Origin of the sequence: Desulfosporosinus paludis (assembly GCF_045689965.1) — a bacterium.
Lineage (GTDB): Bacteria > Bacillota > Desulfitobacteriia > Desulfitobacteriales > Desulfitobacteriaceae > Desulfosporosinus > Desulfosporosinus paludis.
This window is the reverse complement of sequence record NZ_CP144211.1, coordinates 891,418-910,253: the sequence shown is the minus strand read 5'-3', so window position 1 is coordinate 910,253 and position 18,836 is coordinate 891,418. Positions and strand designations below refer to the sequence as shown.

General features: G+C 38.5%; 16 protein-coding genes. 11 read left to right on the top strand and 5 right to left on the bottom strand.

Annotated elements, in window-relative coordinates; all coding sequences use genetic code 11:
• Positions 1-148 precede the first annotated feature (148 nt).
• From VZF35_RS04720 to VZF35_RS04700, 5 genes are all read left to right on the top strand, one after another.
• Positions 149-2,308, top strand: a complete 2,160-nt coding sequence (locus VZF35_RS04720; protein WP_407311455.1) for a GGDEF domain-containing protein — start codon at positions 149-151, stop codon at positions 2,306-2,308.
• Between the two features lie 450 nt (positions 2,309-2,758).
• On the top strand, positions 2,759-4,489 hold the full coding sequence (locus VZF35_RS04715) for a methyl-accepting chemotaxis protein (protein WP_407311453.1): 1,731 nt from the start codon (positions 2,759-2,761) through the stop codon (positions 4,487-4,489).
• Between the two features lie 235 nt (positions 4,490-4,724).
• Positions 4,725-5,336 (top strand): response regulator transcription factor, encoded by a 612-nt coding sequence (locus VZF35_RS04710; RefSeq protein WP_407311451.1) that lies wholly within the window; start codon positions 4,725-4,727, stop codon positions 5,334-5,336.
• A gap of 375 nt (positions 5,337-5,711) precedes the next feature.
• Positions 5,712-6,086 (top strand): hypothetical protein, encoded by a 375-nt coding sequence (locus tag VZF35_RS04705; RefSeq protein ID WP_407311449.1) that lies wholly within the window; start codon positions 5,712-5,714, stop codon positions 6,084-6,086.
• A 331-nt stretch (positions 6,087-6,417) separates the two neighbouring features.
• On the top strand, positions 6,418-6,585 hold the full coding sequence (locus VZF35_RS04700) for an aspartyl-phosphate phosphatase Spo0E family protein (protein WP_407311447.1): 168 nt from the start codon (positions 6,418-6,420) through the stop codon (positions 6,583-6,585).
• 158 nt (positions 6,586-6,743) lie between these two features.
• Here VZF35_RS04700 and VZF35_RS04695 read toward each other — a convergent pair whose 3' ends face one another.
• Entirely contained in the window at positions 6,744-7,223 is a 480-nt protein-coding gene (locus VZF35_RS04695; RefSeq protein WP_407311445.1) for a hypothetical protein, read from the bottom strand.
• A gap of 401 nt (positions 7,224-7,624) precedes the next feature.
• Between VZF35_RS04695 and VZF35_RS04690 the strand changes: the two genes are divergently transcribed.
• Positions 7,625-8,740, top strand: a complete 1,116-nt coding sequence (locus tag VZF35_RS04690; RefSeq protein ID WP_407311443.1) for an alanine racemase — start codon at positions 7,625-7,627, stop codon at positions 8,738-8,740.
• Between the two features lie 309 nt (positions 8,741-9,049).
• On the opposite strand, the gene VZF35_RS04685 is transcribed toward VZF35_RS04690, so the two are convergent.
• The 3 genes from VZF35_RS04685 to VZF35_RS04675 all read right to left on the bottom strand — a co-directional run bounded on the left by VZF35_RS04685 (position 9,050) and on the right by VZF35_RS04675 (position 11,469).
• Entirely contained in the window at positions 9,050-9,316 is a 267-nt protein-coding gene (locus VZF35_RS04685) for a hypothetical protein (protein WP_407311441.1), read from the bottom strand.
• A gap of 16 nt (positions 9,317-9,332) precedes the next feature.
• Complete coding sequence (locus VZF35_RS04680) at positions 9,333-10,325, bottom strand: DMT family transporter (RefSeq protein ID WP_407311439.1); 993 nt, start codon at positions 10,323-10,325, stop codon at positions 9,333-9,335.
• A 241-nt stretch (positions 10,326-10,566) separates the two neighbouring features.
• A complete protein-coding gene (locus VZF35_RS04675; RefSeq protein ID WP_407311437.1) occupies positions 10,567-11,469 on the bottom strand; it encodes a LysR family transcriptional regulator in 903 nt (300 codons plus the stop codon).
• A gap of 407 nt (positions 11,470-11,876) precedes the next feature.
• Between VZF35_RS04675 and VZF35_RS04670 the strand changes: the two genes are divergently transcribed.
• The 4 genes from VZF35_RS04670 (at position 11,877) to VZF35_RS04655 (ending at position 17,070) form a co-directional block, all read left to right on the top strand.
• Positions 11,877-13,256, top strand: coding sequence for an MFS transporter (locus VZF35_RS04670; protein ID WP_407311435.1), 1,380 nt, complete (start codon positions 11,877-11,879; stop codon positions 13,254-13,256).
• Between the two features lie 64 nt (positions 13,257-13,320).
• Positions 13,321-15,369 carry an alkaline phosphatase family protein gene (locus VZF35_RS04665; protein ID WP_407311433.1) on the top strand — a complete coding sequence of 683 codons (2,049 nt, stop codon included), beginning with the start codon at positions 13,321-13,323 and terminating at the stop codon, positions 15,367-15,369.
• Positions 15,370-15,501: 132 nt separating this feature from the next.
• A complete protein-coding gene (locus tag VZF35_RS04660) occupies positions 15,502-15,828 on the top strand; it encodes a thioredoxin family protein (protein WP_407311431.1) in 327 nt (108 codons plus the stop codon).
• A gap of 27 nt (positions 15,829-15,855) precedes the next feature.
• Positions 15,856-17,070, top strand: coding sequence for an FAD-dependent oxidoreductase (locus VZF35_RS04655; RefSeq protein ID WP_407311429.1), 1,215 nt, complete (start codon positions 15,856-15,858; stop codon positions 17,068-17,070).
• A gap of 182 nt (positions 17,071-17,252) precedes the next feature.
• Here VZF35_RS04655 and VZF35_RS04650 read toward each other — a convergent pair whose 3' ends face one another.
• A complete protein-coding gene (locus VZF35_RS04650) occupies positions 17,253-18,167 on the bottom strand; it encodes a phosphotransferase (protein ID WP_407311427.1) in 915 nt (304 codons plus the stop codon).
• Positions 18,168-18,528: 361 nt separating this feature from the next.
• On the opposite strand from VZF35_RS04650, the gene VZF35_RS04645 reads away from it, so the two are divergent.
• Complete coding sequence (locus VZF35_RS04645) at positions 18,529-18,828, top strand: BMC domain-containing protein (RefSeq protein WP_407311425.1); 300 nt, start codon at positions 18,529-18,531, stop codon at positions 18,826-18,828.
• The last annotated feature ends 8 nt before the right edge of the window (positions 18,829-18,836 follow it).

Sequence of the window (18,836 nt, the reverse complement as noted above, 5' to 3'; positions counted from 1 at the left end):
CTAAATTATGCAGTCATTGGCTAAATTTAACGCTAAATTTACATTTAGTTCATAAGATTTTTACACAAAGCTATTATGCTGTAAGAGGAATATAGTTGTTGAACGATTTTCTGCAATTTATTCTTGGCTGATAAAAGGGAGTTTTAGAATGTTAATGTCAAAAGCTAGAGGCCTACAAAAACTATACCGCCTACTAAAGAATGATAAAACGATTTGGGTATTATATCTTGATATTGTTAATTTCCATGAGGTTGAATTTCGTTATGGTTATAAAATCTGCCAAGAAATTCTCGCTGAGATTGAAAATGAAATAAACTTTACACTTCGAAAACAACGCAATCTCTTCCTTTTCGCTCAATCAGAAAGCAGAGGGGGAGACGACTTCGTTGTTTATTTTGTTCCTGGAGAAAACACGCATTGGGATATGCCGGAGCTCGTTGAAAGATGGGTTCTTCCTATGCAAGAACGTTTTAATCATAGATTAAGGAAACTAGTCAAAGAGAAAATTAAGCTGCGTACTGGGATTGCCCGCTGTCTTAACGTAGTCAGTCGAAGTGCTGATTACTTACTTTATGCCGCTGTGAAAGAGGCCTTTCTACTAAATAAATCCGAACCGGACCCTCAATTTTTTGCTCGCCGCGAAGAAATTACCCATTTACTCGATGAACCTGAAAAATACTTAAAAACCGCGTTTCAAGCGATTATTGAAACTCGTAACGGCGAGATTTTTGGTTTTGAAGCGTTATCTCGCATCCCAGGCTCTACATGCTTTAGCGATATCTCTGATCTCTTTCCTTTTGCCGAAAAGATAGGTCAGCTTTATCCGATAGAAACGCTTTGTCGGCGTCAGGCTATAACAGCCTACCCAACCGTTTTGCAAAACAATGAGTTTCTCTTTCTCAACATTAACCCCCAAATCTTAGTTGACCCTGAATTTGCCTCTGGCCAAACCAGAAAGATGCTTAGCGAAAAGGGGGTAGCCCCATCCAATGTTGTGCTTGAAATCACAGAAAGAAGTGCTATAGACAATTTTTCTACGTTTAGAGACGCTTTGGATCATTATCGAAGTCAGGGCTATCTAATTGCTTTGGATGATTTAGGAGCCGGTTACTCTTCTTTGCAATCCGTAGCAGAGCTCCATCCCGACTTTCTTAAAGTGGATCGATCTTTAATATCGGGAGTGCATGCCGATCCGACAAAATGGGCTTTGCTGGAAACATTTGTCACTTTTTCTAAGCGCATAGGCTGCCGAATCATTGCGGAAGGAGTGGAAACAGAAGAGGAAATGCGCACCGTAGTCCAGTTAGGGGTTGATTATGTTCAAGGTTTTTTTGTTGCAAGACCTGACTTTGTGCGAAAAAGTATTAACCCTGCCGTTATGGAAATCTTGAACTCCAAACGGCGTCTAAATTACATTGAGGATAAGCCTATTATTTCCATGGTTGAGCCCTTATCTATTTTCGAGAGCAATACACTTGTAGGTGTCGTGGAAACTTATTTTCGTGACCATCCACATCAATGGCTCGTAGGGATAACAGAAGACTCCCGGTTAGTTGGAGTGATGCAGCGAGACAGGCTTTTCTCCGCTCTAGGTACTCGTTATGGTGTTCCGCTCTATTTAGAACGCACTGTTCCCATTTTGATGGATACGAATCCACTAATAGTGGAAGACACAACTCCTTTGGAAGTGGTGTCTAGCTTAGCAATGCAACGCTCTGATTCTCAATTATACGACGGCATTATTGTAGCCAATCAACGTAAGCCGATTGGTATGGTTTCGGTTGCAAATCTAATGAAGGCTATTTCTGAAAGGCAGATTCAACTTGCCCAAGGAGCTAATCCCCTGACAGGGTTGCCGGGCAACCTGCGTATAGACCAAGAAATCCGCCAATACATAGAACGAGGTTTGACATTCGGTCTTATATATATAGACCTTAATAAATTCAAATATTATAACGATCTATATGGTTTTCAGCAAGGAGATGTGGTTATCAAAATATTGAGCGAGGTTCTGCTGAAAGCAATTAATGCAACGGGCGAAGAAACTTTCATCGGCCATATTGGAGGAGATGATTTTATTATAATCGCCTCATCCTCGAACTTGGAAAGATTAGCAGCTAATATCCTCACCCAATTTAAACAATCCGTTGAAAAGTTACCGGGTAAAGAAAACCTAAGTGTAGCTCTTGCCGGACTTGTCATCAATACTGTTGAACAAACCTGGACTCCTTTACTTGTCTCTGAGAGAGCCGCTCAAATAAAGAAAGAAGTAAAGGCATTAGGAGGAAACTCTTTTTTATTACGATAATTCGATAGGCATTTTAAGTTCTGTGTAGTTCTTCATCACTTTAGAAAAAATGATTTTTGTAGATAAAGGAGTTGGCGAATTGAGGCATGTGTAGAGTTTTGCCTCAGAGAAGTTCAGTTTTTAATCGTTAGTGGAGTGGATTTTTATGTTTGTGATCTATGAAAAGAAATTTAGGAAACAGATGAAATGGAGGAAATTTAATTGTTACAGTTCAAAAACAAGATACTGCGTTTTCTCAAATCAATAAAAACAAAAATTTCAACAGCAAAGAAATCTAAAAATAGGAAACATAACTTGGAATCAAAATTAAATCATAAAAATATTGGATTTAAAATTAAGGATAGCTTAAAGTATATTAAATCCAAATTTAAATTTAAATTCAAATATAAATCTAAACACAAATCTAAACTTGAGTCTGGATTTAAGAATCTTAGTAAATCAAAGGTGATTGTGAAGAGTTTAGATAGATTCCGCAACTTAAAAATTGCCTTTAAAATTATTTCTTTAGTAGTTACTATGGCAATTTTGATGGGTGGAATTGGTTATACAGGTTATATCTATTACCAAAGACAAAATAACGACTTTAATCAGATGTATGCAAGTTCTTTATCTGCAGTAAAGTTCCTTAATGAAGTAAGGGCCAATACTGGAGTATCGGAGGCCTTGTCCATGGAGATGATCTTGGCCCCAATTGATGTAATTCGAAAACAAGAACTTTTAAAGAATCTCAAAAACGCAGATAGTACAATTGATGCATCTCTTAACGACTATGCATCTCTTAAGCTTAGTTCTGATGAAACAGCAAAACTAGCAGCCTTAAAAGAAGCTCTCGCCAGCTATCGAAATGAAAGGCAAAAGGCTTTCGATATCAGTGCTCAAGGGACTAAACAAGAATCCTACAGTGTCTATTCAAATAATGCTTTAACCTACGTAGATACAATACATATTGTGCTGTCCTATCTTATTGCCTATAACGAAAATTTAATGGAAAAAACTATGGCGCAGAATAATCAAGATTTTCTGCAGGCCGGCAGAATTTTGATCATATTCCCAATCGTTGGAGTTCTATTGAGCTCACTCTTAGGTATGCTTGTTGCACGTCTCTTAGCAAAACCGATGCAGGTAATGTTAAAAAGTGTGCAGGAGGTGGAGCGAGGTAACCTAGTCATCGATGAACAGATAGTTCACTCGACGGATGAAACAGGTCAATTAGCTGCTGCTTTCGATACCATGAGGAATACTTTGCGCAATTTGGTAGGCGAGGTTTCTCGTTCTAGTCAATTAGTGTCAGAAAATGCCCAGGCTATTCAGTCGATCACTCTGGAAAACTCGAACGCATCTGAGCAAATCGTAGTCACTATGGCTGCAGCTTCATCAGATACTGAGAAGCAAGTCGTTTCTATCAATGAGGCATCCGTTGCCATTCAACAAGTATCAGCAAGTGCTCAGCAGATTGCCGCTACCAGTATTCTAGTTGCTGACCTTACTGATAAAACAGCTATAACAACAAAATATGGGCAGCAAGCTATTGACAAAGTCGTTCAGCAGATGTCAATCATAGGCGAGAGAACAGAGCGAATCCAGAACGCTGTTAATAATCTTACGTTAAGTAATAATCAGATTAGTGATATTACTAAATTTATTAGTGGAATTGCTGCTCAAACCAACTTGTTAGCTCTTAATGCAGCAATCGAAGCCGCACGGGCTGGTGAACATGGACGCAGTTTTACAGTCGTCGCTGAAGAAGTGCGAAAACTTGCTGAACAGTCTCATGATGCCTCAAAGAAAATTAATTCTTTAATCAATAAAAATCATGAAAATATTATCTCAGCGGTATCTGCCATGAACGATGCTTCGAACGATGTTCAAGAGGGAATTAAAGTAGTTGAGATTGCCGGCCAAGCATTTACGACAAACTACGGACATATTGAAGAGGTCTCATCGCAAGTTAGAGAAATTTCCACTTCAATTCAGCAAGTCGCTATAGGGAATCAACAAGTTGTTGACTCGATTAATAATATCAGCGGTTTTAGTCAGGTTACCGCTGAGCGTGTGCAATCTGTCACAGACAATATTAAAGAACAGGCGACCTCTATAAGCCGTATGGCTACGGCAACTCAAGACCTGACTGCAACTGCTCAGGAACTACTAACAGCTATACAAGAGTTTAGAGTCAGCTGACAAGTAATCCGTGATGAGGTTTGCGGGGATCATCTTATAAATTATTTTCATCTAAATTTACACGAAATTAATTGTAACTTAATAATTGAATTGTATAATAAAGCTGTAATTAAGGGCATGCCGTGTTAATTAACTGTAGTAATAACGAAATATGCAGAAAAAATAGCTAAAAGGACCTTCCTTTTAACTCATAAAAATACAGGAAGCTTATTACTATTAGGAGATTTTGTCTAACATGATTAGAATTTTAATTGCGGAACCCCTTACTTTATTACGCGAAGGAATTACCGCGATTTTTCAGCAGGAAGAAGACATTGAGGTAGTCGGTTCCTGTAAAAACTGGTTGGAGGCAATCAGGCTTTCCCGTGTTACAGCTTTTGATCTTTTACTTATAGGAACATCCGTCTATTCACTTGAAATGTATAGGCAAATAAAGCGTAAACAGCCAAAGGTAAAGATCTTGTTATTTTCCTCAGATAGTTTAAAGACAATAAATGTAAATAATATTATTAATGACGTAATCGTGTTGCCCAATAATATTGATTCAACGATGTTATTAACATCAATTCGTATTAGTTCTTATTGGGGTTCAACGTCTTTACAACATCATTATTTACCTGTATCAACTTGTATGGAAAAAAGTAGTTGTTATGGCCTGGAAATAGAGGAAGCCCTAATTCTTTTTCTGTTAACCCAAGGGGCTTCAAACTATTCAATTTCCAAATATATGTTTCTGAGTGAAAGAGCCGTGAAAAATCGCTTAACGACAATTTATAAAAAATTAAGTGTAAAAAATCGTACAAGAGCTGTTATTAAAGCAATCAAGGAAAATCTAATACCGGGTTAAACATTTTAGCAGAAGCGAATGCTCCGATAGTTGAGTATTCGCTTTTCTAATACTGTCAGAAAGCATAACTCCGTTGAATACTTTCTGCAACATAAGTGTAGCGGGGTTTCTGCAAGCTAACAAGTGTGAACACAGTGTCTTCTGGCACCATTTCATTGCTTCATCGAGATCATTAATGACTTTAACGACAACTCCAGCTTCGGAAGTGAAATTAGTTAATAAATCTTGAAGTTCTTTAGTTACTGGTATGAAGCAGCTTTACATAGATGGTAGATTTGGAAACTTGTAATGATATTTGGCAAAAAGTTTTTTATATTGAGGAATTACTAAAAATAAGTACCGACTTATTACATAATATATAAACTATAATATGTGGTGGTATTTCTGAACGAAAAAGTGTTTAACGATAGCTCGAACCCATTAAATGTTATTAGTGTTTTGTCGACGGTCATAAAATTTAATTCATTTACCACATCGCAAACAAGCAAAGTCCTATGGACACCATCGATAGGACAAAGCATTAATTTAACCGCGATAAATATTTCCGCAGCTGTTGGCACTAAGATTAGCTTTCAACGAGCTGGAAATGCTGTATTTCTTGTTGTTTTATTGAATACTTCAATAAGTCTATATAACGCTAATTATTGTTCTCCGGTGCGATTTGATAAGAATGAAAGCATATCAATCACTTCGTCTTTTACATTGACATCGGGAGAGTATGATATTACCCTTATTGGCTATGAAAACTAACGAACCCTCTCATAGCTGGAGTTTATTAAGTCAATTGACAGGGAAATGGCAGATGGTAATACAAAGTTCTTAGAATACCCAATATGAAGTATCGAGACGCCTCGAGACGAATAGGCGTTTTTTGATTCATGTTTTGAGAAAACATCCCGGGAGATTCTTGGCACACGAACGTTTGAACCCTAGAGGCACAATGAATATCCATTTATAATATTAATCGTTAGTATATAAATATCCTATCGACAAGAAACTAAAACGGTGGTAGTCTTTAAGCATAGAAGAGACCAAATGTAAGACAAAAACTTGATTTAGCTTAATAGGGGAGGGTTTAGTTATGACTGAAGTTGAAGAATTATTAAAGCAAGTCGACGAATTGCACCACAGTATGCTCGAGATAAAAAATGGTAAATCAATCATAGATTTAGGAGTTATCATTGAAAGTCAAATATTGGACATCGTTTTAAATAACTACAGGGAAGAGCTAATGAAAATAAAAGACTAATGAGTAAGACAAAAACCCAAAAACCCAAGCCAAAAGGGATAATATCAAATTAGGAGACTGTTGGTGTGTAAATCCAACAGTCTCCTTCATGAAATAAGGAAAATAAATGATTCAAAATTATATCGTGAAAACCTTGAAGCAAATGCTGATTTTAAAAATTATAGTAATCCAGTCGCCTCGTAGGAACACCGTTCAAGAACACTAGAATGACTATTTGCCTTATCTACAAAAAATTTAGCCATTTTAATTGCATCATCTAATGCGTCAAAAATTAAAAGCGTATACGAAAATAATACTTTATTGTTAACTCGATAGGCAACATGGGGTATTTCGCTCTTTTTGGCAAGTGAAACTAATACAGGTTTTCTCCCGATCCTCATTAAAATACTCAAAGCTTCTAATGAAACACACTTGTTTGTCATGGATATTGATATGGCTTTCTGCATATTACATTTGTTCGAAATCGTGACATTTGTAATTTTGGGATCATTCTTGCGCTGCTCAATCCACTCATTGGACATTTTATTGTACAGATCGCAAACCCCTTCTACCGCTAGTGTGTACTTCCCAATCAATGATTCTGGCATATTATCGAATTCTACGGGGGTGACACCAATAACGATATTTCTCTTTTCCATCTTCCACCACTCCTTACCATAATGTTTTTTTATATACAAAATCCACTTTCTATATTAGAAACACTTAGTGTATACCGTTAAATGGAGGATATAGTTAACTTAATCTTGTAATTTAGTCCCTGATAGAGTGATTTTCAATCCTTATATTGGAAAATAGAGCCTTGTCATACAAAATATAAATAAAGTTGCTTGACTTGATTAACTTTTTTAATAATTCCTATTAGTTTGATTTCCTCCATTATACCATCTTGCAATAACAAAATTCAATGGCCGTTTTCCACTTTAAACGTTGATTTAGGGGGTATTATTGAAGATAAGCGTTAATTTTTCATGTCATTTGAATTTTCGCACATTGAGATATAAAACTATAGTATTTAAAAGAGACTTGGAGGAAACTTGGAATGAAAAAGTCAGAGCTTCAAACACCGGCTATTTTGGTCGATCTTGATATTCTAGATTATAATATTAAAAGGTACCAGTATTTGTGTAATTTAAATCGCAAACAACTCTGGCCGATGGTTAAAACCCACAAGAGTACGGAAATAGTGAATATGCAGGAAGCAGCAGGTTCAACCGGGTTTGTTTGTGGGACACTCGACGAGTGTGAAAGTATTTGTAAACTAGGTGTGAAAAATATTATGTACGCCTATCCGGTTGCGAGTAACGCAAACATTCAAAGAGTGATCGAACTGGCCCGAAAATGCCACTTTATTGCCCGTATTGATAATTATGATAGCGCTAAAATACTAAATTACGCGGCTGAAACAGCAGGCGTAAATGTAAATTATACAATTATTATTGATTGCGGATTACACCGTTTCGGAATTTTACCGGATAGGGCGAAAGATTTTGCTGATTCCTTAAGAGAATTTAAAGCATTAGTATTCAAAGGTATTTCAACGCACCCTGGACATGTCTATTCTGCGGCTAAGCCTGAAGATATTCAACAATATGTGGACCAGGAAACAAATGCTATTAAAGAAGCTGCAGATGTACTTAGGGCCGCAGGTTATGCTCTCGAATTGGTAAGCAGCGGTTCTACTCCAACCTTTTTGGGGTCTATTTCCGATGAAACTATTAATATATTCCATCCAGGCAATTATGTGTTTAATGACTGCATTCAGATGTCAACAAATACTGCCAAAGAATCTGAGTGTGCTCTCACCGTGTATACTACGGTCATCTCTCACCCTTCTGAAAATTTATTTATTTGCGATGCTGGTGCCAAATGCCTAGGACTTGATCAGGGTGCCCACGGTAACACAGCTCTAAAAGGATACGGTTATGTTAAAGGGCATCCTGAACTAACTATTTGTGGTCTTTCTGAAGAAGTTTCCAGATTTCATGCCGAAGGCTCCACAACTCTGAAAGTAGGCGATATGGTAGAAATAATTCCTAATCACACTTGTTCAACCGCGAACCTCACCAGTTATTTGCTTGGCTGCAGGGGCGATACCGTTGAAAGGCTTATTAAAATCGATATGAGAGGGAATTCCACAACTAAGAACTTTAGATAAACTTTCCCGTATCGGTCTGAGTTTTATAAACAAGAGAAGCATTTCCATCGTAGAGAAAAAATAGAATTGTAAAAACTTGATAGGAATGAGTCGTGATAGGTTAAAGTTTTGGTGGCATTTCGGCTTCTCTTATCCAAATGCTCAAACGTATTCATAGGACTATTAAAGGCTATAACTATAGAAAGGAGGGCTGCTTTAGCCCTCCTTTTCTATAAAAGGTCGATCTGTAGTATGGAGATATTGTGATTCGGACCAATCGATAGATTAATAATCCAGAACTTATCTCAAGTGGTTTGACAAGATATCTTGCTAACCAATATATTTGATACGACTTGCGCCATAATCTGTGATTTTATAACATTGCGTAAGCTTACCATTCTTCTCCGAGGAGGCGCTCGTCAACTCGATAAGACCCACAGCTTTTAATGATTGTAGGTATTCCAGAACTCCTTTTTCCTGAACCCCTCGATCCAGAGGATATTCTCTTTTAAGAATTTCAAGTATCTCCTGATTAGTTATTCCTTCCTTCCGGAAGATTACTTGGACAACTCTAAATTTCACAGGTATCTGACTCATGGTTGTTACCTCTTTATCAACTTCTTAGATTAACTAAATCTTTGGGGTTGCCTATTGTAAGTATTGTACCTATGGAAATGATGATAACACCGATAATAAGGTTGGGCGTTATTCGTAAATTATTTAACAACCAGCCGAAGAAGACCGACCATATTGCAAAGGTCACATTAAGGCCCATAGCCCGGCTCACTCCAGTCATATTCATCGCACGATACCAGGACAAAAAGGAAGTAGCGCCGACTAAGCCGATTACAGCAATGTACCAACCTGAGGGGGTTGTAAAGCTATCTGAAAGAATTTTGTAAGCGGCCCCTCCAAACAAAGGGAGTATGGCAAAGATATAAACAAAAAACGAAGTAGCTTCTCTTATACCGATGGCGATATCCGAATCCACCAAATCCATGCCATAAGTAGACATAACTCCTTCTAATGCCCAGCCGATGGCAGCAATCGCCGCTAATCCGATACCTAGATAAAAGTGGGGATAGTCTGATCCTTCAGGTGGGACAAATCCCACGACAAATGCTCCGATAATGGCTAATGTAATACCAGCCCATACGCGGCGGGAAATCTTCTCTTTAAGGAAAATCAAACTAAGAATAGCACCAATAGCAGGATAAGCAGCGGTAATCGCCGCAGTATAAGAAGCACCCGCAAAATAGATTCCAAGTAAATTACCGGACATCCCGATAGGGCCACCCAAAATAGCGGCCAAGATGATCATTTTGGCTGGCCGGGTTCTCAAGGTGCGCACATAATCCTTCCATTTACCTTTAACAACATTATGAATAAACAACCATAGTGTAGAAAATCCATCATGTAGGCAAGCTCCTACTAAAGGGGCAGCAAAAATACTCATATTGTTTGCGAATGGCCCTAAACTTAATACCATTCCCATCAGTACTCCGTCTAAGCCCCAAAATGCGCCGCCTAATAATGCACTATTTATACCTTTTTTAGCAAAAACCAAATCTTTTTTTTGTAAAAGCAGCTGTGTTCTCTGATCCATATGCTATAGTTATAACTCCTTATCTCTAATTTGGAGGAACTGGGCGGCATGAGAAATGTTTAACATGACTTGATATGGGATTAGAAGTCCGATTAATCGGCTAACTGTATTATAAGATTAAGTTGTCCCTGAGTAAAATACTTAGTCAATATGCCCCCTATAAGAACAAGAATAGGGGGTACATTGACAACTAAAAAAGCCGAGATACAAATGCATCTCGGTAAAAGTGCTCTACTATGGGTTACATTTGTTTAGAACACACAGTTTTAATAACTTTGATAAACTCTTTTTCAACCAGAGAAAGATGGTGACGATTCAACCAAATTAGTATCACTGAAACTTCCAGACGAGCATCACTAAGAGTTATGATTTTAATTTGACTAGATTTCACATACTCGTTCGCCATAAATCGTGGGACAAATGCAATCGTATTTCCTTGAGATAATAGCTTCTCCATCATTTCTAAGTTGTCAACCCTATAATAAACGTTAATATCGCCATATTTTTGCAAGACACTAGATACCCCACAATTAGTGATGTATTCTGTATTGTACAAAAGTATCGGCATAGAAAGTGCCTTCTCTAGTGTTATCTTCGTTGATCCCATAAGAATCTTGCAGTTATTCCCGGTGATAATCACTAATTCATCAGAAAATAATTCTTTATGGTTAAGATCTTTTGATTTACTAAACTCATCAGTTTTTAAAATGATACCAAAGTCAGCTTTACCAGATTCCACATCTCGCAATATATTATTAGATTCCCCAACTTTGAGAAGAGCATTAACTTTAGGATGATTATGCTTAAAAGTCGTTAGAATGTCCGGCATAACGGTGATATTGATACTTGGCTCGACTGCGATGGAGATGTTTCCATTCAACTCAATGGAATCACCGTGGGCGATGGAGTTAATCTCATCAACAACATTGAGAATTTCCTTAGCCTTAATAATAATTAGTTCTCCAATTTCGGTTAAGTGGGCACCAGAATTCGTCCGCTTTAACAGAACTACACCCAGCTCATCTTCGAGTTTACTAATGGCAGAGCTAAGAGCAGGTTGCGAAATGTGTGTACGCTCTGCTGCTAGAGTAATAGACTTAGATTCATGGACTGCAACTAAATAAGTTAATTGTTCAAAACGCATTTTTAACCATCCTTGATAGAATATTTCCCTTATACAGACCACGTTAAGGCAGGAAAGCAATTCATAGAGTTCATTATACTATGAGTAATTCAAATCACAATAGTATTTAGGAATAAGAAGTTTGAAATATATAGAAAATTTACAAGGAAATAATGTATATTCAGAAGATTTGCGATAGAGAATATGTATTAACCCATAATTAGGTGGTTATACGGGGCATAGTTACTAAGTATTTTACAGAAAAACATGGATTGCATATAATCTGGCATGTAAGTGAGAGGAATCACAAGGTAATATTACAACTTTAAAATTATTGGAAGAATAGGAGGGTTTGATTAGTTTATAAGTAAAGAATTTAAGATCTGGAAATTATTAATACCAATTATTATGAATAAGGAGGTAAATGTATGGCAGTAATGGTTAATTCTAATGAGTCAAGTGAGGAAAAAAAAGTAAGTGAAAAAAGGCATTACCTTGATGAAGCTCGTATGTGTTTTGAACATTATAAGTTTTTAATTATTCTTGCCCTAGCCTATGCTTTTGACCAAATGGATTTATTTACATTTTCGTTCGTTGCTCCTGCTCTTACAAAACACTGGGGTGTTTCCATGGAGTGGATCGGAATCGTTAATTCTTGTACTTTTGTAGGTATGTTATTTGGATGTTGGTTCGGCGGGTGGCTATCAGATGTCATTGGCAGAAGGAAAGCATTTTTATTTTCGGTGTTCTTCTTCTCAACGTTTTCCATATTAAACGGCGTGGCACCTAATAAGGAGTTATTCTTGGTCTTTAGAACTTTAACTGGTTTTGGTATTTTATCGATGGTTGTCGTGGCAATGGTTTATATCACGGAAATATTACCTGCCCCTTCGCGGGGAAAATGGCAAGCCATATCTTTGGCAACGGGGTTGCTGAGTGTTCCGTTAATTGGCCAAATAGCCGATAAAGTTGTTCCCAGCAGCCCAAACGGTTGGAGATATATTTTCTTCATCGGCGGAACAGGGTTTATAATCTTTATCTTGTCTCTGGTTTGGTTAAAGGAATCTCCACGTTGGCTTATCGCCAAGGGACGATATAAAGAGGCCGAAGGCATTATCCAAAGATTTTTACCCAATGAAAAAGTGGATATAAACAATGAAGCTAGTATTGGTGCTACAGTTAAAAAAGAGGCTGGAACAAGAGAGGCACTCAAAGAGATATTCAGTAAAAAATACGCTAAGAAATCCAGTGTATTGATTATCATGGTTTGCATGATTACCGTCGGATACTTTATGTTCTTTGGCTGGATGCCAACCTTACTGAACGATTATGGTTTTTCCTTGGATGATGCCTTGTGGATGTCTGCTTTGGTTTCATTTGGAAGCCCCATCGGTAACTATCTTGCAGCTGCCTTTACTGACAAGGGCGGAAGAAAGATTCCCATCGTCATCTACAGTCTTTTAGTAGGAGTTCTAACAATTGTCTTTGGCACCATTAAGATCCCTATGCTTATTGTAGGAATAGGATTTGTCGTCCGGGTGCTCATGGACGGAGTTTTCGTTGTAATGTGGTCCTATCTGGCTGAATCATACCCCACACATATAAGAAACAGTGGTACAGGTTTCATCTACAGTACCGGCAGACTTCTTACAGCTGTGGCCATGGTTACAGTGCCAATGATTTACAAAAGTTTCGGATATGTAACCTTGTTCTCCGTTATTGGTATTATGTTCCTGATAGTAGCAGTTACCACTGGTTTATGGGGCGAGAAGACTGCTGGTCGCTCCCTGGATGAAATTGATGTCTAGACAAATTTCATCTTAAAAAGATGATACCTTAAATTAAAATCACTTGAGGAGTTGAAATTTGATTATGAAAAGACAAGCACTTACCAATAAATTATTGGTATTAGGTGTCGATGGGATGGATCCAAGAATAAGCAAGAAATTCTTGGCAGAAGGAAAAATGCCTAACTTACAGAAATTCATCGAACGTGGATCTACCAGAAATGATTTGCGTCTGTTGGGGGCAATCCCAACGATTACACCGCCTTGCTGGACGACGCTCGCCACTGGTGCGTATCCAGGAACTCATGGTATCACGTGTTACTGGAGACAATCTCCGGAAAGTCTCGATGCTGTTGTCTACAATATGGATTCTCGGAATTGTCTCGCAGAACAAATTTGGAATATTACTTCAGAAGCCGGCCTAAAAACACTTGTATGGCATTGGCCAGGGAGTTCATGGCCCCCAACCTCTCATAGCGAAAATCTAAGTGTTGTGGATGGTACGCAACCTGGTTCGGTTAATATGGGCGTTGCACAACTTGACTGGGAAAAAGTAATCGTTGCTACACCCGAAATTAATGAAGTGCGTTATGCGCCGAGAGTAGATAAACCAGCAGGTGTGGGTTGCATCATTACAGATTTGGAAGACACTTTAGACAATGACGTTGATGATGAAATGATGGAACTTTGGTGGGGCGATACAGCTCGTGAAGGCGGAGAAATTCGTACCTACGTAATGGATGATGAAGATACAGAAGTTGTCATTGGCAGCAAGGTAGCTTATGATATTGTAAATTCCCCGCTTAAAGATGCTACAGGTTGGGCAAACGCTCCAGAAGGGGCAAAAGAATTTACAATTTTAACTTCTGGTGGTGTCATGAGACGCCCTGCCTTAATTCTTAAAAATGAAGCCGGCGAATATAATCGAGTGGCCGTTTACAAGAATAAGAAGGCAGAAGCACCAATTGTTATCTTAGAGAAAGATAAAATGGTAACTGGTATTATTGATGATGTTACTAAAAAAGAAGTCACAAAACCGGCCTGCCGTTCTATGAAGATTTTAGAACTTGATCCGGCAGGGAACAAAGTTAGATTATGGATTAGTAATGCTCTTGATATATCGAATGACCAATTATGGCATCCAAAGTCCCTTTACCAAGAAATCGTTGGCAATGTTGGTGAGGTTCCGCCCGTCAGTTTAATTGGTGGGGAAGATGATGAATTAGTCGGAGAAATCTTTGAACCCTCTTGGGACCTTTACAACAAATGGCAAGCTGATTGCCTGAATTATAGCATCAAAGAAAAAGGCTATGAAGTTGTATTTTCCCATCTTCACAATATTGATTGTGCTGGGCATCAACTATGGCATCTTGGGAAGACACTGCCATCCTGGGATCACACCGATGAAAAAACTTATCAAGGGTTTATTGAAAAGTTCTACGTGCAAACGGATAAATATCTCGGCGAATTCCTGTATTTATTAGACGAAGGTTGGACCGTGTTCGTTTTAAGTGATCATGGCCTGATTGTTGGGGAAAATGTACCTCCTATCTTAGGGGAATATGGTGGACTCAATACGAAAGTTATGGAAGAACTGGGCTATACGGTCATGAAAAAGGATGAGAATGGCAATTCCATAAGAGAAGTCGATTGGGAGAAAACAAGAGCCATTCAGATTCGCAGCAACTATATTTATATCAATCTCAAGGGACGCGATAAATATGGTATTGTGGACCCGAAGGATCAATATGATTTAGAAGAACAAATCATCTCCGATTTGTATAATTACAGAGATGATCGTACGGGCAAACGTGTTGTCGGCATCTGCCTCAGAAACAAAGATGCTGTGCTAATCGGCACTAACGGACCGGAATGTGGAGATATCTTCTTCTCAATTGAAGAAGGGTACAATCGGTTGCATGGCGATAGTATTTCAACATCAGAGGGGTATTTTGAGTCATCCGTTTCGCCAATTTTTGTCGCAGCAGGTAATGGAATTAAGCCCGCATTTACAACAGAACGAACGATCCGACAAGTTGATGTGGCACCTTCGATTTCAACATTGCTTGGTTTGCGATACCCGGCACAATGCGAAGGAGCTCCGATCTATCAGATTTTCTCAGAAGATATTTAATTAAAGTGCTATACTGCGCAGCTATCAGAAGTAGCACTCTGATAGCTGCCTTTTAAATGGATCATATTCAGCGTGAAAGACTGTAAAAACAGTAGGGCTGATTAAAACTCAATAATTTAAGGAGTGGAGACTATGTCTTTAGAACAATTAAACTCGAATCGTTTTGAAGAAATTATCTATGATAATTGTGAGCCCTGCTTGGTGATCTTTTCTAGGAAAACCTGTCATGTATGTAAGGAAGTTGTTCCAATGTTAGCAGAAGTTAAACCTCAATATGAGGGCAAATTTGGCTTTTATTACGTTGATGTTGAAGAAGATAAGAATTTATACCAACGGTTTTCCTTGAAAGGTGTTCCGCAGATCCTCTTTTTTAATGACGGAGAATATCAAGGAAAACTCGCCGGAAACGTTGAGGAAGAAACCCTTGAAGAAAAAATCGCAGAAGTCCTTGGAGCGTAGTTAAAAGTTAAAGGGGATGTGGAAGACGTGGTTAGTAATTATGATCTGATCATTATTGGGGGTGGCCCTGCTGGACTTTCCGCGGCTATTTATGGCGGTAGGGCGAAACTTAAGACCTTAGTCATTAATAAGGGGACGATTGGGGGATTAGCAGATACTACTCGGGAAATCGTCAATTATCCGGGTTATATCCAAGTCAGCGGCCCGGATTTGATGAAAGATTTTCGGAAACATGCTGAACATTTCAATGTTGAATTTTTAAAAGAAGAAGTTATCAGTGTCGATTTTTCTCACCAGCAGAAGTTCATTAAAACGAAAAAAGGCAAGGAACTATCTGCTAAAGCCGTCATTATTGCCTGTGGCAGCGAACCGAGAATTTTAAATATCCCTGGTGAGAAAACACTACGGGGGAGTGGAGTAGCATACTGTGCGACCTGTGATGCGGAGTTTTTTGAAGGGGAAGATGTTGTTGTCGTTGGGAGTGGCGATCAGGCCATTGAGGAAGGCATGTACATCACTAAGTTTGCCCGTAAAGTGACGGTCATTGTTTTACATGATGAAGGAATTCTCGATTGCAATAAAGTAAGTGCTACAAGAGCATTTAGCAATGAGAAAATGGAGTTTATGTGGAACTCAACGATTGAAGCAGTTCTTGGAGAAGAAAACGTGGAAGGGGTAAAAATTAAGAATTTAAAAACAGGCACTTCTTCTGACCTTGCTTGTCAGGGTGTATTTTTCTTTGTTGGTATGGTCCCCTCAACCCGTTTTCTAAAAGATAGTGGACTTGACCTGGATAACAGAGGGTATATCCCTGTCAATGAGAGTATGGAAACTAATGTCGAAGGAATATATGCTGTCGGTGACAATCGAGTGAAGTATTTAAGACAAGTTGTCTCCGCAGCCGGGGATGGTGCAACAGCCGCCGTAGCTGCTGAGAGATATATTGAAGAACTCAATTATTTTAATGCCAATGTTCTTGAAAATGATAAAAAGGTATTGTTATTATTTTTTAATGTCTTAGTCGATGAAAGTTTGGAATTCAGCACCTTGTTAGAGAAAATCATTCGTGAAAATGGTGATGACTATAAACTATTCAAGGTTGATATGGCAACGAAGAAGACACTTGCAGGAAACTATAATATAGAGGAAGTGCCTGCTGTTGTTGTATTGGATAAAGGGGAAGAAATTAAACGTCTGGACTGTAGTATGGATGAACAAAAATTAAAATCTCAGTTATTCTAGCTTCATAATTCCAGTAAAGCAAAAGGGCTGCAGACGACAGTATTCAGATATAAATAATTCTAAATAAGGGGCTGTGTGAAAACTCAGTCTAAGTAGTTAAACAATCAAAAACCGTCCTCATTTCACTATCAAAGTGGAGTGAGGACGGTTGTGTTTGTTTTGGGCACAGCTCCTTGTATGGTTCAGATCATCACCATGCTGGCAAGGGAACACTGGGGTGATTTTGTCATTAGTTTGATATTTTTTCGGAGACGCTCATATCTAAGACAGCAGTATTCAAGAAAGTCGTCGCCATTGTAATGCCTGATTAAAGCCCAGGCTGTCCAGAGTAAATCTTGCGCCATCATGAAGTTTTTTATTTTTAATTCTTCCATAGGTGTCAATGTGTGGCCGAAGTAGTTCTGAACTAAATGGTGGATGGCCTCTGAGGATAGTTTTGATTCAAGAATATAGGCTGCCACATCCCAACAGGGATCGTTCATTCCGGAATATTCCCAGTCTACGAGATATGTTCTGCCGGTATCGTCGATAATGAAGTTTTCAGGGACTGTGTCATTGTGGGAGGGGACCAACATTGTATTTTTATTCGTTTCTTGGACAAAAGTGACTAATTGATCTTTGAGAGTCGTGTAATCGAAGAAAAAGCTGCCGTGTAGCTGTTGGATAATCAGCTCGTATTTGGAGAGTTCCGCTAGCCAATCGAAGCGGTTAGGAAAATTAATCGGGAATGAATGAATTCTCTTCAAGGTACAAGATACGGATTCTAGGTTTTGAGGGGAACTTGGATCAGCGATCGCCATATTTTTGCTATTTTTTATGTAGACGCTTATTTTGATTCCGCTTTGTTCATCAAAGTAAACGCAATCCGAGTTCACGCCGAACTCGGAGGCAATATGGTTATTGACCCTTTCAATGTTTCGATCAATAATCTGTTCCGTCATACCGCCGGGTCGCCGTATAACATATTCCATGCCTTTTATCGTCATTATGTAGTTGTAATTGGTAAGCCCGCCGGCAAAACGTGATTTGTCAAAGACAATGCTTTCATCGCCAAAAACATGTTGCAGCGTTTCTTGAACTAATTCTTCCATTCTCATATATAGCTCCACCAAGTTACTCAACTTGGATTTTTGGATTATTGTTAATTTACTTTAGCAAAAAAAACCTACTAAATCAATGCATTAGAATAGTTTGATTTCAGATTCTCTATCATTGTCTTACAGATAATGTCTCCTTAACGTACTTGAATTTTAAACTAAGGTCTAAATTCTGCAAAAAAGTCTTATAAGTGCAATAGGTAAATTCTTCTAGATATAATAATGCAATTATCGATATTTATTCTCCATAAAAAAATATCCTCCATGCGATATTATAAAAAATAACAAATTAACGGTTCATTAAAAAGCGCTAAAGCGACAATTCTTGAAGGTTTAAGTCTGAAAAAGAGGGGTCGTTACGATGAAATACTATGGAGAAGAGGCCTTGGGTCTTGTAGAAACAAGAGGCATGGTTCCGGCAATTCAGGCGGCGGATGTCATGTGTAAGACGGCCGACGTTGTTCTTGTTTCCTATGAAAATGTAGGTTCCGGACTTGTCACCGTCATGGTCAAAGGGGATGTGGCAGCAGTGAGGTCGGCTGTAGAAAGAGGCAGAGCAGCGGCAGCTGCCATTGGTGAAGTGACAGCCTCCCATGTCATGCCGCGTCCCATAAGTCGGGTAGGTAAGATTGTCTCGGTCCATGACATTGATGCGGAATGAACATTGGT

What these genes read in the sequence shown, in the direction of transcription:
- VZF35_RS04720 (WP_407311455.1), top strand. Translation starts at nt 149, where the DNA reads ATGTTAATGTCAAAAGCTAGAGGCCTACAAAAACTATACCGCCTACTA.
- VZF35_RS04710 (WP_407311451.1), top strand. Translation starts at nt 4,725, where the DNA reads ATGATTAGAATTTTAATTGCGGAACCCCTTACTTTATTACGCGAAGGA.
- VZF35_RS04700 (WP_407311447.1), top strand. Translation starts at nt 6,418, where the DNA reads ATGACTGAAGTTGAAGAATTATTAAAGCAAGTCGACGAATTGCACCAC.
- VZF35_RS04695 (WP_407311445.1), bottom strand. Translation starts at nt 7,223, where the DNA reads ATGGAAAAGAGAAATATCGTTATTGGTGTCACCCCCGTAGAATTCGAT.
- VZF35_RS04690 (WP_407311443.1), top strand. Translation starts at nt 7,625, where the DNA reads ATGAAAAAGTCAGAGCTTCAAACACCGGCTATTTTGGTCGATCTTGAT.
- VZF35_RS04685 (WP_407311441.1), bottom strand. Translation starts at nt 9,316, where the DNA reads ATGAGTCAGATACCTGTGAAATTTAGAGTTGTCCAAGTAATCTTCCGG.
- VZF35_RS04680 (WP_407311439.1), bottom strand. Translation starts at nt 10,325, where the DNA reads ATGGATCAGAGAACACAGCTGCTTTTACAAAAAAAAGATTTGGTTTTT.
- VZF35_RS04675 (WP_407311437.1), bottom strand. Translation starts at nt 11,469, where the DNA reads ATGCGTTTTGAACAATTAACTTATTTAGTTGCAGTCCATGAATCTAAG.
- VZF35_RS04670 (WP_407311435.1), top strand. Translation starts at nt 11,877, where the DNA reads ATGGCAGTAATGGTTAATTCTAATGAGTCAAGTGAGGAAAAAAAAGTA.
- VZF35_RS04665 (WP_407311433.1), top strand. Translation starts at nt 13,321, where the DNA reads ATGAAAAGACAAGCACTTACCAATAAATTATTGGTATTAGGTGTCGAT.
- VZF35_RS04660 (WP_407311431.1), top strand. Translation starts at nt 15,502, where the DNA reads ATGTCTTTAGAACAATTAAACTCGAATCGTTTTGAAGAAATTATCTAT.
- VZF35_RS04650 (WP_407311427.1), bottom strand. Translation starts at nt 18,167, where the DNA reads ATGAGAATGGAAGAATTAGTTCAAGAAACGCTGCAACATGTTTTTGGC.
- VZF35_RS04645 (WP_407311425.1), top strand. Translation starts at nt 18,529, where the DNA reads ATGAAATACTATGGAGAAGAGGCCTTGGGTCTTGTAGAAACAAGAGGC.